This is a genomic window from Paenibacillus sp. FSL R5-0475 (genome assembly GCF_038004585.1).
GTDB lineage: Bacteria > Bacillota > Bacilli > Paenibacillales > Paenibacillaceae > Paenibacillus_AQ.
The window spans coordinates 5,138,041-5,152,552 of the sequence record NZ_JBBORK010000001.1 but is presented as its reverse complement, the minus strand read 5'-3'; the positions used below and the strand labels follow the sequence as shown (position 1 = coordinate 5,152,552).

The following is a 14,512-nucleotide window of genomic DNA, read 5'->3' as shown; positions in this document are numbered from 1 at the left end:
TGGGAGGACTTTATATGAACAATCCATTTTCGACGAATACCGTAGAGCCTGATATCTCGCTATCGATTTGTGGGTACAGTAAGGTCCTTGACATTATCTCTAATAAATGGACAGCTTTGGTCATCTATGCCATGGAAGATGGAATCATTCGTTACAGTGATATCAGAAGACGAATCGAAGGCATCTCTAAAAAAATGCTAACTCAAACTTTGCGGCAACTGGAACGAGATGGGTTGGTAAAGCGTGAGATTACACCTTCCGTTCCACCCATCGTAGAGTATTCTCTAACACCCCTAGGGGTATCTTTACTTGAGCCTATGAGAGCGTTAAATCGGTGGACGAGTCAAAATTATGTATGGGTTGAAAAGGCCAGAGCTTCATATGATGAAGTGGATCAAACAGAATAATTTGTGTGGGATAGATCTCTACACTCTAAGGGGGAACCAATGGTTCTCCCTTTTGTGTTGAAAAGGGCATTAGCATTCATAGATATAAGATTAGTGAGTTAAATTATGGAGTGGGATTCAGTTGAATGATACAATTATTGTAATTTTATGAAATAGTAATTTTTAACATCGTCAATTAGTCGCTAGAGAGGGGATTAGGATATGGGCCTTGCTGATGATCCAGTCATTGCGATTTCTGGTTTATGGATGAACTACACGGACCGAATGGTGCTAAAGGGCATTGACCTTAAGGTATACAGAGGACAAATTATTGGCTATATCGGCCCTAACGGGGCAGGAAAGAGTACAACTGTTAAGATTATGCTCGGTCTGGTAGAAGGCTATAACGGCAAAGTAGAGATTTTCGGTAGGGATATTGCTGATGGAGATGTTTCTTACAAAAAAAGAATAGGTTATGTGCCGGAAGTAGCCGAATTATATGATAGCCTCACCGCTAGGGAGTATCTAACTTTTGTAGGTGAGTTGTATGGCATGAAGCGTAGTGATGTGGATTACAAGGCTGGAAAATTAATGGCCTTGCTAGGTCTTGAGAAAGCTTATGATTCGCGGATCGCAACCTTCTCCAAAGGGATGAAACAAAAGGTACTGCTGATCTCCAGCATGCTTCATGATCCCGATATTCTGTTTCTAGATGAACCGTTGAGCGGTCTGGATGCCAATAGCGTAATGGTGGTAAAGGAGATTTTTGCATCTTTGGCGGCAAGGGGCAAGACCATTTTCTATTCTTCACACATCATGGATGTAGTTGAGAAGATCAGTAGCCGGATCGTTTTGATCGATGGTGGAGATATCGTGGCGGATGGGAGCTTTGCTGAGCTAAGAGAGAAAGGCCGCGAAGGGTCGCTTGAGGATATTTTTAATCAATTAACTGGATTTGATAAATACCTTGATATTGCTGGGGAATTTGTTGCGGTCATGCAAGAGGTATCTTCTCATGACTGATTTCTATGTGCTGAAGCTTCTGGATAAGCTGCGAGGTGGGTTTAGCCGAATCGGAGTTGATTATGATGTGATGCGGAGTATTCTGCAGGTCAAACTGACGATGGACGGAAGAAGAACACCGACAGTGCTCGCTGGAATGCAGAAGAAGGAGGAGAAGAAAGAGGGCTCGCCGCTGCGGGTGCAATGGATTTATTTACTTTTTGGCGTCATGTTAATTCCTCTTATGATGTTAACGGGGAACTATATGCTGCAGATGAGTCTAGTGTTTGGTGTAGTGATGTTTATGATTACGACCACACTGATCTCTGATTTCTCTTCCGTGATGCTTGATCTTCGGGACAAAAACATACTGGCTTCAAAGCCAGTGAACCGCCGTACCTTAAACATGGCGAAGAGCATCCACATTTTCATTTATTTATTTTCAGTGACGCTGACATTGACCGGACCTTCGCTGATTTTGTGCCTGTTCAAACAGGGAGTACTATTTTTTCTAATATATGCTGTTGAGATCATTCTGATGGACTGCTTTATCCTCGTCATTACGGCGCTGCTTTATTTACTGATCATGAAGTTTTTCGACGGGGAGAAGCTCAAAGATATTATTAATTATGTACAGATCATTTTGACTATAGGGATTACAGTAGGGTATCAGCTCGTTGTTAGACTGTTTGATATTGCTGAATTGAGCCTCTCTTTTAAGCCGGCATGGTGGCAGTATTTGATTTCTCCGATTTGGTTTGCGGCTCCATTTGAGATGTTGATTGGCGGGGCGAGAGATACACACTTCGTGGTGCTTTCAGTGCTAGCTTTAGTAATTCCGGTTCTGCTGATTGTGGCTTATATTAAGCTGATGCCTTTATTCGAAAAGAGCTTACAGAAGCTTTCAGAGCAAGGGAACGTTGGCAAAAGTAACGCCCGAATGGTGGACTGGTTGTCGAAAGTAACTTGTAAGAACCCGGTAGAGGGCATGTTTTTTCGTTTTAGCTGGTCAATGATGAAGAATGAGCGTGACTTCAAGTTAAAGGTATATCCGGCAATCGGTTATTCCATTGTCTTCCCGTTCATTTTTATATTTGGGATATTTTGGGATGGGAATGCATCGTCTATCAAGGATTCGAACACATACCTGATGATTTATTTCGGTGCGACGTTACTTCAGACGGTTGTTCTAATGCTAAGGTACTCTGCGGGTTATAAAGGCTCTTGGATTTATAAGCTGATTCCTCTGCCAAACACCGCACCCATCTATCGTGGAATGCTTAAGGCAGCGATAGTTCGCCTGCTATTACCTTTATTCGCTATAGAAGCGATAGTGTATCTTTGGTTGTTTGGGCTGCGGATTGTGCCAGACTTGGTAGTCGTGCTGTTTGCAATGCTGATCTATGCGGTCATTTGTTTCCGTTCTTATCCCCCGGTACTACCTTTCTCAGAACGTTATGAGGCAGCTAAACAGAAGGATTACACCGCAAACTCCTTTGGGTTGTTATTTTTGCTGATGGGGATGGCAGGCATTCATTATGTCTTCACTTTGTTTATGGGTGGAGTTTATATCTACCTGTTGGTTTTGGTAGTTTTGAATCTATGGATATGGCGAATTACCTTTCCCAAAAATGTATCATCAACAGGTCATGGTTCAAGTTTTCCGGGTTGAGTGATTGTGTCAAATATGGACATTTTTCGCGTAATAAAAAAGGGTATAAATTCCAGTATTTACTTAGACAATCTTCTGAATACAGAGTAGAATACATCTAAAGTTTCTTTTTATGGATAACCTATAATCTTTACGCACTCTTCCATATCTGATATTCGTGTACTGATTTTTTACTTGAGAAATACGCTGAGCGATTACGGGATTCAAAACCGGTGAAGAGGTTAACTAATGGATAAAATGGGAATCCACTATAATGTTTGGATTGTTTTACTATCATTTGTGCTAGCGGCGACAGTTACTTATTCTGCACTGAATCTGATTTCGCAAGTTTCACGTTCTACTGGCAAAATCCGACGTCTGTGGTTGATCTCGGGAGCTTGTGTGTTAGGCTGCGGTATTTGGGCAATACATTATGTTGGGATAATGGCGGGTCGCTTTCCGGCAGAGGTCAATTATTATCCAGGCAGATCTATAATATCACTATTAGTTGGTGTGTTATTCTGCTATTTGGCATTCCGGATCACATCTGTTCCTCAGTTAAAGATATGGAATTTAGTAGTAGGTGGTATTCTCTTGGGAAGCGGCTTTTCGGCTATGCATTATATCGGAATGTCTTCTATGAAGATTGCGACGAGGATTCATTATGATATATGGATTCAAGCCGTTGCTGTAATTCTGGTTTTGGTTTCGTCTTATATCGGATTATTGATGTTTCAAAAGTTTAAAGAATGCGCAGGGTTTCAGCGATGGAAGCTATACTCGGCGTTGTTTATCGGATTTTCAGTTACCGGATTGCATTACACAAGTGTAAAGGCTTGTCATTTTGAATATAACAACTTACCTGGAAGCAACCCTTTTTTTGTAGAGACTGATGTTATACTGTTAATGGCATTTTCGCTGGCAGCGCTACTTATGCTCGCAGTTTCTGCTGGCGCCGTATTTCTGGATCGCCATGTGCTTGAACGAATGGCTTATCAAGATCCGCTAACAGAGCTGCCGAATCGACATGGACTAGAACGCTATTTTAAAGATGAATTTTTTGAAAGTAGATCTGGTGCTGTTTTTATTGTAGATCTAGATCGCTTTAAGTCGATTAATGATACGTTGGGACATGATATAGGTGATATGTTACTACAGGAGGTCGCTGTTAGATTAATTCGTTCTGTAGGGGATAAAGGAAAGATATTCCGTTTAGGCGGTGACGAATTCCTGATTGCTCTTCCAGATTGCACGCTGGAGGGTGCGCAGGAAGAAGCAGGGCATATTATGCATGAACTTAAGGAATTCTATCGTATTCAGGGCAATGAGCTATATGTTACTGCAAGTGTTGGAATCAGTATGACTCCTATGCATGGGACTGATCGCTCAGCGCTAATGAAGGCTGCGGATACGGCTCTTTATACCTCTAAGGATTCAGGTAAGAATAAATGCAGTGTGTTCGACCAGGAAGTAAATCGCCATCAGTTACGGCGGATGTCGCTAGAGAAGGATCTTCGAAAAGCTTTGGCTCGTTCTGAGTTTATGGTTGTGTATCAGCCGAAATGGGATTCATATATGAATGTTACGGTGGGTCTTGAAGCGCTGCTGCGCTGGAGACACCCAGAGCATGGGATCATTTCGCCAGCGGAATTCATTCCTATTGCAGAGGAGACCGGACTGATCGTTCCGATTACCTATTGGATGCTACATGATGTGTGTAGCCAGAACAGGTTCTGGCATAAGGAAGAGATAGCTAACGTACCGGTCTCAATTAATATGTCCGCACGGATGTTTGAGGATGGGAGTCTATACGATGTTGTAGCGGAAGCACTCACATGTGCAGAATTAGAGCCACACTTTCTCGAACTGGAGATTACAGAGTCCATTGCGATGCATAACATGAAAGAGACGGTTGCACAGCTGTCTAGACTTCGATTGCTTGGGGTAAGAGTATCGCTGGATGACTTTGGGACAGGCTTCTCCTCCCTTGGTAATTTGGATGAAATCCCAGTGAACACACTCAAGATTGACCAAGTATTTATTCGTAACAGCAAGATGCACTCCAAGAAAGCTATTATCAGCAATATTATTGCGATTGCGACTCATCTTAATATGGAAGTCGTGGCAGAAGGTGTGGAGACACCAGAGCAGATTGAATTGCTGAAATCACTGGGTTGTAGAGTCATGCAGGGTTATTATTACGGTCGGCCGATGCCTGTACATGAGCTGGGTGAGTGGTTTATAGCGAATACGGCAGCGTCGTGATCTCAATACATAGAAGAGGGGCTAGCGACCAAGCAGAATTTCTCTGCTTGGTCGCTAGCCCCTTTAAGTTTAAGAACTTACATGAATAAGAAGAATTATACTTTGAAACGTTCAATTAGAATCTGTAGCTTCTCAGCTAGCGAGGACAGGAAACCTGCAGCTGACTCCACTTCTTCCATGGCTGCAAGCTGCTCTTGTGAGGAGGCGGATAATGTTTCCGCACCGCTTGCTGTCTGATTAGCGACGTCTACAATATTCTGTAGAGTAGTAACGAGACCATCGGAGATGGAGGCTAGCTCGCGGACTGTTCCGGAAATCTGCTGACTTTGTGAAGCCATCCCAGAGACGGACATCTCAATCTCGGAGAAGGATTGACCTGCCGTTACGATTAATTCCCGGCCTTGATCCATCTCTTCTGTAGAGCGCTTCATGGTTTCTCCTGCTTGGTCCATCTGATTTACGATGATGCTTACGAGTTGTCCGATTTGAGCAGCAGATTGGGCGGATCGCTCGGCAAGCTTGCGTACGGATTGTGCAACTACCGCAAAGCCTCTTCCCTCTTCTCCGGCTCTTGCAGCTTCAATGGCTGCATTCAGCGACAGCAAATTGGTTTCTTCTGCGATGCTCGCAATCGTGCCCACAATATTCTCAATTTCCTTGGAGTAGCCACCCAAGGTTTCAATAATGACAGCTAAATCAGTGATGCTGTCACTGACGATGCTCATCTGTTGTGTAGTAGAGTCCATTGCTTCTCGACCTGTACGAGCCTTTTCGGCGTTACTGGTAGCATTATTCATTGCATTATCAGCATTTCCTGCAATCTCTGTAATGAAGTGTGACAAGTCTTGTACAGACTTATATCCACCCTCCAAATTTTGCAATTGTGTATTAGCTCCATCGGCAAGTTCAATCGAAACGTTGACACTGTACTCACCAGCACGGTTAGTTTCCTGTGCGCTGGCAGAGAGCTCTTCGGATGAAGACGCCACCTGCATGGAGGTTTCATTAACTTCGGTAATGAGCATGCGCAAGCTCTGCGTCATGCCGTTGAAATTTCGAGCTAGTGTACCAATCTCATCCTTGCTGTTGAATGAAATAGGATCATGAGTAAGATCACCCTGTGCAACAAGATTTACGCCTCTGGATAGCTTCGTTAGTGGACTTACCATTCGGCGGATTAAGAGATATGCTGCCACAATAGCAATAACTAGAATGGAAGTCCCGATAATAAAAGGCTGAACAATGATGTCTCGGGTCCGTTCTTGAATTAATGGGCCATCGAAGTTAATAGCCATTAGAGCAACTATAGGCTTGGACGGATCATGATCCTGATAGATGGGGCCGTAACCCGTCTTAAGTGAGGTACCTTCGTATGTATAAACCTTGGAGTAAGCGGAATGCTTAGATTTAGTGATCATTTGTTTCTCTTCATCTGAGAAATAAAAAGTGTCGCCTGCTTTATAACCTCTTGCTTTGAAGCTTGAATCTGCGGCGAGGATCTTTCCGTCTAGCGATAAAATGAACGCCTCTTTAAAAATAGCCTTATGTGCCACAATCCAACCGATCCGGTCTTCGACAGCCTCCAATTTGCTTTGATCTCCTGCAATTAACGCGGTAATATCTGATGGGTCAATCAGCCCGGTTGTAATATTGGCGCATCCTACCAATTCGATACCTGCTGCTTCGTCTACTTGCTTATACGCAGTACGGTATCCGAAGAACCCGATGGATGATCCAACAAGAAGTAACACGATGAACATCATCCAAGTTAATTTAGTTGCCAATTTCATTCTTTGCACCAACCTTGACAAAATATGTTTTCGGAGACAATCGCTCTCACTGCTACGATTATAGCGTATCGTTAAGCCTATGACCTTACATAGAATATAGTATTTTTGTGTCGGATATTGTAAATTGATGGAAAAATTATGGAAATAAACGTGATTATGAAATCTTTAGTAGACAAAAGCATTGAATCCTGACCAGTTCTAGTGGTACGCTTGTGTTATTAAAAAACGGATTGGGAGTTGAAACAAGGATGCCGCATCAATTAGATCCGTTAATAGAGCGTCTTGGATTATCCATGTGGAGAGTACAGCGTAAGATCATGTCTCAAAGGACTTTGCATAAAGAACTCGGACTTACCGTACCTCAGATGGGTCTGTTAAATATAGTAGCGAAAGAGAAAAAGTCGCGGGTGGTACAGCTGGCGGAGTCTATGGAGGTCAAATCCAGTGCCATTACCGTGATGCTCGATCGCCTGGAAGCGCTGGGTTTTATTAAGCGTGAGACGGATGGATCGGACCGGAGAGCGGTTGTGGTGACCATCACCGAGCAAGGTCAGCAAATACTTGAAGAAGGACATTTCCGTTCAAAACAGCTGCTTGCTGAGCATTTATCTATACTGAAGCCGGATGAGCTGCAAAAGTTTGCGGAGTACTACCGTATGATCGAGGATCAGGAACGGTAAATCTCTAGCTTTAGCTTATAGATACAGAAAGAAGGCCACCTTCTCCGGAGAGAAGGTGGCCTTCTTTGAAATATAATAATGATAAGTTCTAAGGTTCAATTGGTTTGTCTGGCAGCTGCGTAATATAGCTATGGGAAAGCTGTAGAAGTCTCAATGCTCGGTTGTATTCATCCTCAGTAGCAGCCGGTGCTTTTCCATTATAAATAGGGTATTGGGTATTATCTTCAAAGCTGTTACCCGGAATAAGCAGTCCTGAGCTGGAAATGAAAGATCCAGAAGGTAAATAATATCTTTCTGGCAGCAAATTATAAGTCTGACTGAGTAGATCTTGACCGAAAACTAGGTTATTCTCTAATGAAATTCCAAGAAGACCAGCAGCAGTTGGCATAATATCCACTTCGCCACCGACTTGCTCTAAGGTCTGTGATGCTGTGCTGTCTCCTGAATGAATGAGCAGAGGAATGTTTAACATATCCGCATAGGAATATTCATGACCATAAATTTCAGTCATTAATTGCTTATCATCATGATCGAGAGAATAAATAGGCAGTCCCATATGGTCTCCATAAATCATGATCACGCTGTTATCCCATACGCCATTCGCTTTAAGCTCTTCTACGAAATGTCCGAAGGCATCATCCGCATAGTTCTGGGAACGGATATAGTCACCCACAAAAGTACCTTCGTAACGCTCTGGTAGCTTCATGCGGTATTTTTCCTCAGGAATTGTGAATGGATGATGCGCTGACATCGAAATGATCTGAGCGTAGAAGGGTTGACCCTCGTTGCTCATTTCTTTCAGTTTGTCAGCAGTTTTACTATAGAGCGTATCATCAGAAGCGCCGAAGAAGAAAACATCATCTTCACCAAAGAATGAGCGATCATAATAATGATCGAAGCCCAGTGAGTCATACAGCTCACCACGGTTCCAGAACTCTACGACATTAGTGTGGAAGGTTGCGGTTTGATACCCATTGTCTTTAAGCAAGCGTGGCAGACTTGGTAGCACCTTATCCACATAGGACATCGTTGCCGCACCACGTGGAGGGATGTAGGCGGATGTGTTCACTACAAATTCTGCATCCGACGTATTCCCTTGACCTACCATTTGATAGAAATTAGGGAAGTAAAGACTATCCTTCATTACCTTGTTCAGATTCGGTGTAATCTCTTGCCCGTCTAGCTCAAGACCCAGCAAGAAGTTCTGGAAGGATTCCAATTGAATGATAATAAGATTTTTGCCTTTAGCCGTGCCATGAAGTGGAGAACTAACTGCAGTATTAATCCCCTTCACTTGGTTGATGGCATCTTGTGTAATGTCACTTGATTGCACAAGCTCTGGTTCTTCTTTTGCAAAGATCGTATAGGCTTCGTAGTTAAGAATACCCATCTCCTGAGCTTTCTTAATTTCGTTCATACTAGCCTTATTAGGCAAAATGTTGAACAAGCATAAACCAAGTGAGACTGCGAATAGAACACTATATTTTATTTTTCCGTTACGACGGTTGATATTCTCTTTTTTATAGACACGGCCTTTCTTATTAAAGAAGAAATAGCCTCCTAGGACAATTATATCTGTAAAGATTAACAGGTAGTAAGGATCCATCAGTGAGAATACGCTGTTGCTGACGGCTGTGACTTGATTCACCTGTTCCGCGGCATGGTAAGTTACAATGACACCATAATATTTAAAATACATAATGGCTGCGAAAAAGATGGCTGTTACTAATAAATTGACTGTCATGTAATATCCAAGCTTTCGTTTGGAGGCGAACCGCTCAATAATACAGAAGAGCGCCCAGGCAAAAGGGATTTCTGTCAGTAATGATTTCCAAGGCAGCACATCATCAAAAATGACGCCCCAAGCCAGAAATGCTTTTAGGATAAAAAGTATTGTGAAAAACACAAAAGGTTTAATGATCCAACGTTTAATATTAAAGGATGACACAGCTTCCCCCTCTTTCTACATGATAAAACGCCATTTCTCAAACAGGACGAAACAGCACCAAGACAAAATGACTCCATAGTAATAAAATTTATTATGCAGGGCTAGCAGAAGAAAGTCAAAAACCGAAAGCGTAAGTATAAGCTTTGTGGAGTGCGTAAAGTTAAAGACGCATAGGTGAAAGATAATGTTTATGCTATCCCATGGGGTTATACAGCGATTAAAGGACCGAAATAGACATTGGGAACAAAAAGGATATATGGCTAATTAAGGGAGGCGAGAATAGTTGGATCATACTGTAACCCTATCCGTTAGAACTCTCGTCGAGTATGTTTTTCGCAGCGGTAGTATTGAGCCTGGATTTCATGGTACTTCCTCTATGGTTGAAGGAACACGAATTCATCAGAAAATCCAAAAGCAATATAAGGAAGGCGACCGCAAGGAGGTCTATCTGAAAACAGAGATCCCTTATGGTAGCTTACTTTATATAGTAGATGGGCGCTGTGATGGACTGCTTGTTTCGGAGGATGGGAGCCTAATCGTCGAAGAAATCAAATCAACCTCCGGACTGCTGGATATGCTGGAAGAGGGACATGAGGTTCATTGGGCTCAGGCGCTGATGTACGCATATATGGTATCGCTGGAGCAGGAGCTTTCTTCTATTCAAGTAAAGCTTACCTATGTCCACCGGGCTACTGATGAGCAAAAAAGCTTGTACCGAACGTTGTCTTTAGATGAACTGATCTCATTTGCTAATGATACCGTAGCCAGATATGCTCCGTACGCTGAGATGATGGTTCGTCATGATGCTAAGAAAGAGCAGAGCCTTCGAGAGTTACAATTCCCGTTTCCTTCTTATCGAAAGGGACAACGGCATTTTGCCGGAGCGGTGTACAAATCCATCGTAGAAAAGGTCAGTCTGTTCGCTCAGGCGCCCACAGGTATTGGGAAAACAATGTCAACGCTGTTCCCGGTCCTTAAAGCAATGGGCGAAGGACAAGCTAAAGGATTGTTCTATTTAACGGCTAAGACGGTTACCCGTTTTGCCGCACAGGAAGCAATCTCGTTACTGCTGACGCAGGGACTCCAGCTGCATGTCATCACACTTACTGCTAAAGAGAAGACCTGTTTTCATGATGAAGGGATTTGCGGTAAGGATTTCTGTCCCTATGCGGAAGGCTATTATGATCGGATTAATGATGCGGTAATGGATCTGTTAGAGCATGAAACGCTGGTGAGCAGAGACACCCTAGCACTGTATGCTCACAAACATAAAGTGTGCCCGTTTGAGTTCTCGCTGGATGCAGCCTATGCCTGTGATGCGGTGATCTGCGATTACAATTATATATATGATCCTCGGATCAGCCTGAAACGGCTAACAGAGGAGAGAAAGAGAGAAACGGTGCTTCTGGTAGATGAAGCACATAATCTGGTAGACCGGGGACGAGAGATGTTCTCTGCCTCTTTGCTGAAGGCCCCCTTTCTAGAAATCCAGCGTCAGTACAAGGAAGTAAACCGTAATTTGAGTACTGCAGCTAAATCGGTGAATGCTTTTTTCATCTCCCTTCGCAAAATTTGTAATGAAGAGGGGCAAGGGCAGTGGGCTTCGTTCCCGGAGGAGCTGCCAGCCTTGCTTGAGATATTTTCTTTGGAGGCGGAACAGGAACTTATTCACCCGAGCGCCAGCATTGTTCCTCAGAATGGAGAAGGAGAGAATGTTCTTCTGGATACCTATTTTGCAGTTCAAGGGATGCTTCGCACCTTTAAGACCTATGATGAACGCTACATAACCTATGCTGAGGTTCGGCGCGGCGATGTGTACTTGAAGTTATTTAATTTGGATCCATCGCATTTACTCCGACAAATGTCTAAGAGCTTTCGAAGCCAGATTCTGTTCTCTGCTACGCTTTCTCCATTATCGTACTATCGGGATATGATTGGTGCGGTGGAGGAAGATTACAGTTTAACGGTCTCATCTCCTTTTCAGAAGGAGCAATGGGAAGTGACCGTGCTGCCTGTCTCCACACGTTATCATGACCGGGAAGCTTCCCTCATCCCGTTAACTCAGGCATTGAATCAAATGGTTTCAAAGAAGGGCAATTATCTGGTGTTTTTTCCTTCATATCTCTATTTACAAAACGTATATCAGGCCTTTACGGAGAATTACCCCGAAGTACGGACTTTGATACAGGATACAGGCATGAGTGAGCAGGCTAGAGAAAGTTTTTTAGCAGCATTTAGTCCAGATAATGACGAGACGCTGTTAGGATTTGCTGTACTCGGAGGGATCTTTTCGGAAGGTGTAGATCTGCCAGGAGACCGTCTCAACGGGGTAATGGTTGTTGGAGTTGGCCTACCACAGCTTGGTCTTGAGCGTAATCTACTGCGTCAGTATTTTAATGCCAGAGGTAAAAATGGCTTTGATTATGCTTATGTCTACCCAGGAATGTGCAAGGTATTGCAAGCTGGAGGCAGACTGATTCGAAGTGAGACAGATACAGGCATTATTGTACTTGCGGATGATCGCTTTTTGCAGAGTCCTTATATGCATTTGCTTCCCGAAGAATGGAGAGATTATCTTATCCGCTCATAAGAGGGTATAATCTATGAAAAGGTATTCATAATCAATCGGCAGGAGGAAAAAGAATGACATTAAAAGTGGGTATTGTGGGTACGGGTTGGTTCTCTAAGGTACATGCTGATTTACTGGCAGAGATGGATGATGTCCGTTTGCAGGCGGTCTGCGGAAGCAGTAAGGCTAAAGGCGAAGATATGGCACGTCCATACGATGCTGCTGGATATGGTGATATTACGGAAATGCTGGATGCTGAGAAGCTCGATGCTGTTTATATTTGTGTGCCTCCACAATCTCATGGTGCGATCGAACGATCATTAATCAAGAGGGATATTCCCTTTTTTATAGAAAAACCGCTTAGTATGACTACTGAAATTCCTGCAAGCCTACTTCAGGATATCAAAGAACATAATTTGTTAACCTCGGTAGGATATCATTTCCGCTATCAGGAGAACATTAAACGTCTGAAAGAAACTTTGCGTGGTGACAAGGTCGGTATGATTATGGGGCAATGGATGGGCGGCATGCCAGGCGTAGCTTGGTGGCGTGATCAGAAGCAATCCGGAGGACAATTCACAGAGCAGACTACACATATCGTCGATTTAGTGCGCTATCTAGCGGGAGAAGTAAAGGAAGTCTACGGTATGTTCGGAAACCGGATTATGCATGAACAGCATGAAGGTGTGAGCGTTGCAGATGTAGGCACCGTATCCCTGAAACTTGAAAATGGAATTGTTGCTAATATTTCAAATACATGCGTTTTACCTGATGAGGTGGGAAGTGTAGGTCTTAGCTTCTATAATGATCGGGGACTTTTGGACTGGAACCCGGATCGTCTCTTGGAAGTGAGAAGCGGCAATAGCACCGAATTTGCGAATACAGGAAACCCATATTTAGTAGAAAGTGAAGCCTTCATACATGCTGTACGGACGGGGGATCGCTCGCGCATTTTATGCGATTATGAGGATGGATACAATACCCTAAAAGTCACCTGTGCGGCCTATGATTCAGCGCAAAGCGGATTGCCTGTTAAGTTCTAAGGTTCAATTCATAGAAAAAGGACATGCTACTTTAGATGTACTAAAGAGACATGCCCTTGGCCCAAGCTGGGTTAGCCTAGTGGAGGAATATCGCGAGCAAAGCTGGCGCCACACCTATAGATAACAGCGCGGACAGAATCATCGCAATACTGGAGATGGTTCCGGTCAGTGAACTAAGCTCGAAGGCTTTGGATGTTCCTGTACCATGTGCAGCGGTTCCCAGAGATACACCGCGCGCAATTTCATTCTCAATGCGGAAGATGCGAAGTACAGTAGGGCCCATCATTGTACCAAGTATCCCGGTAATAATGACGAAGACTGCCGTAATACTCGGTACACCGCCGATACTTTGCGAGATGCTCATAGCGATCGGTGTAGTTACCGAACGCGGGACCAGACTAGCTGCCAGATCGCCGCTAACATGCAGCCATTTGGCGAGCAGAATGGAAGAGATCACCGCAACTATCGTCCCTGATAGCACGCCTGCCGCAATTTCGGCGGCGTGCTTTTTGAGTACCTTGAAGTTCTTATGCAAAGGGATGGCAAAGGCCATGGTTGCTGGTTGCAGCAAATCCGTCAGCCATTTTCCTCCCGCATTGTATGAGTCATAAGTAATGCCTGTTATAAGCAGAAAAATGATCATAATCACTGGTGTGATGATTAATGGAGAGGTGTAGACTTTACCGGTAGAAGCATAGATACGTTTCGCGAGTAAATACACCGCGACCGTGAGGCCAAAGAACAGCAGAGCGTTTAACATGATTCTTTCCGCTCCTTCGCTTTATAAATTCTACTGGTAAGTAATCCGGAACTAGCCATCACAACAAATGTGCCTAAGACAACAACGGCAAGAATGCGTAATCCATCCGTTTCCAGAATATTAGCGTATTTCATTACACCTATAGCAGATGGAATGAAGAACAGTAGGAGCTCGGCGAGTAGCCAAGAAGCACCAACCTCTACCCAATTCAGACGAATGACACCGAACTCAAGCAGGAGAAACAATATAATCATTCCGAGTATGCTTCCGGGAATAGGGATATGCAATAATGGGGTCACAGCATTGATAAGTAAAGAGAATAACATAAGTCCCGCTACCTGCAGCAAGCCTATAACAATCTTTTTCATAAGGCTTCGCTCCTTTCATGATAATGAAAGTTTACATCAATTGTTTTCAT

The 14,512-nt window shown here is 43.6% G+C and carries 11 protein-coding genes; 7 read left to right on the top strand and 4 right to left on the bottom strand.

Annotated features, from left to right (window positions below; genetic code table 11):
* Nucleotides 1-14: 14 nt before the first annotated feature.
* From MKX41_RS23075 to MKX41_RS23060, 4 genes are all read left to right on the top strand, one after another.
* On the top strand, nt 15-407 hold the full coding sequence (locus MKX41_RS23075; protein ID WP_340973296.1) for a winged helix-turn-helix transcriptional regulator: 393 nt from the start codon (nt 15-17) through the stop codon (nt 405-407).
* 201 nt (nt 408-608) lie between these two features.
* Nucleotides 609-1,409, top strand: a complete 801-nt coding sequence (locus tag MKX41_RS23070; RefSeq protein ID WP_340973295.1) for an ABC transporter ATP-binding protein — start codon at nt 609-611, stop codon at nt 1,407-1,409.
* Nucleotides 1,402-3,060 carry a hypothetical protein gene (locus MKX41_RS23065; protein ID WP_340973294.1) on the top strand — a complete coding sequence of 553 codons (1,659 nt, stop codon included), beginning with the start codon at nt 1,402-1,404 and terminating at the stop codon, nt 3,058-3,060. Before MKX41_RS23070 ends, MKX41_RS23065 begins: the two co-directional genes overlap by 8 nt.
* A gap of 228 nt (nt 3,061-3,288) precedes the next feature.
* Nucleotides 3,289-5,304 carry a bifunctional diguanylate cyclase/phosphodiesterase gene (locus MKX41_RS23060; RefSeq protein WP_340973292.1) on the top strand — a complete coding sequence of 672 codons (2,016 nt, stop codon included), beginning with the start codon at nt 3,289-3,291 and terminating at the stop codon, nt 5,302-5,304.
* 95 nt (nt 5,305-5,399) lie between these two features.
* Here MKX41_RS23060 and MKX41_RS23055 read toward each other — a convergent pair whose 3' ends face one another.
* Nucleotides 5,400-7,094 carry a methyl-accepting chemotaxis protein gene (locus MKX41_RS23055; RefSeq protein ID WP_042192597.1) on the bottom strand — a complete coding sequence of 565 codons (1,695 nt, stop codon included), beginning with the start codon at nt 7,092-7,094 and terminating at the stop codon, nt 5,400-5,402.
* Between the two features lie 248 nt (nt 7,095-7,342).
* Between MKX41_RS23055 and MKX41_RS23050 the strand changes: the two genes are divergently transcribed.
* Entirely contained in the window at nt 7,343-7,774 is a 432-nt protein-coding gene (locus tag MKX41_RS23050; RefSeq protein WP_339267683.1) for a MarR family winged helix-turn-helix transcriptional regulator, read from the top strand.
* Nucleotides 7,775-7,862: 88 nt separating this feature from the next.
* On the opposite strand, the gene MKX41_RS23045 is transcribed toward MKX41_RS23050, so the two are convergent.
* Nucleotides 7,863-9,722 (bottom strand): LTA synthase family protein, encoded by a 1,860-nt coding sequence (locus MKX41_RS23045; RefSeq protein ID WP_340973289.1) that lies wholly within the window; start codon nt 9,720-9,722, stop codon nt 7,863-7,865.
* Between the two features lie 283 nt (nt 9,723-10,005).
* Between MKX41_RS23045 and MKX41_RS23040 the strand changes: the two genes are divergently transcribed.
* Nucleotides 10,006-12,312 carry a helicase C-terminal domain-containing protein gene (locus MKX41_RS23040; RefSeq protein WP_340973287.1) on the top strand — a complete coding sequence of 769 codons (2,307 nt, stop codon included), beginning with the start codon at nt 10,006-10,008 and terminating at the stop codon, nt 12,310-12,312.
* Between the two features lie 53 nt (nt 12,313-12,365).
* Nucleotides 12,366-13,334, top strand: coding sequence for a Gfo/Idh/MocA family protein (locus MKX41_RS23035; RefSeq protein ID WP_340973286.1), 969 nt, complete (start codon nt 12,366-12,368; stop codon nt 13,332-13,334).
* A 76-nt stretch (nt 13,335-13,410) separates the two neighbouring features.
* Here MKX41_RS23035 and MKX41_RS23030 read toward each other — a convergent pair whose 3' ends face one another.
* Both MKX41_RS23030 and MKX41_RS23025 read right to left on the bottom strand, forming a co-directional pair.
* On the bottom strand, nt 13,411-14,094 hold the full coding sequence (locus tag MKX41_RS23030; protein ID WP_042192587.1) for a CidB/LrgB family autolysis modulator: 684 nt from the start codon (nt 14,092-14,094) through the stop codon (nt 13,411-13,413).
* Nucleotides 14,088-14,462 carry a CidA/LrgA family protein gene (locus MKX41_RS23025; RefSeq protein WP_042192585.1) on the bottom strand — a complete coding sequence of 125 codons (375 nt, stop codon included), beginning with the start codon at nt 14,460-14,462 and terminating at the stop codon, nt 14,088-14,090. Before MKX41_RS23025 ends, MKX41_RS23030 begins: the two co-directional genes overlap by 7 nt.
* Nucleotides 14,463-14,512 lie beyond the last annotated feature (50 nt).

Coding starts and splice junctions, on each gene's coding strand:
- MKX41_RS23035 (WP_340973286.1), top strand. CDS start 12,366: ATGACATTAAAAGTGGGTATTGTGGGTACGGGTTGGTTCTCTAAGGTA.
- MKX41_RS23065 (WP_340973294.1), top strand. CDS start 1,402: ATGACTGATTTCTATGTGCTGAAGCTTCTGGATAAGCTGCGAGGTGGG.
- MKX41_RS23055 (WP_042192597.1), bottom strand. CDS start 7,094: ATGAAATTGGCAACTAAATTAACTTGGATGATGTTCATCGTGTTACTT.
- MKX41_RS23025 (WP_042192585.1), bottom strand. CDS start 14,462: ATGAAAAAGATTGTTATAGGCTTGCTGCAGGTAGCGGGACTTATGTTA.
- MKX41_RS23030 (WP_042192587.1), bottom strand. CDS start 14,094: ATGTTAAACGCTCTGCTGTTCTTTGGCCTCACGGTCGCGGTGTATTTA.
- MKX41_RS23075 (WP_340973296.1), top strand. CDS start 15: ATGAACAATCCATTTTCGACGAATACCGTAGAGCCTGATATCTCGCTA.
- MKX41_RS23050 (WP_339267683.1), top strand. CDS start 7,343: ATGCCGCATCAATTAGATCCGTTAATAGAGCGTCTTGGATTATCCATG.
- MKX41_RS23060 (WP_340973292.1), top strand. CDS start 3,289: ATGGATAAAATGGGAATCCACTATAATGTTTGGATTGTTTTACTATCA.
- MKX41_RS23070 (WP_340973295.1), top strand. CDS start 609: ATGGGCCTTGCTGATGATCCAGTCATTGCGATTTCTGGTTTATGGATG.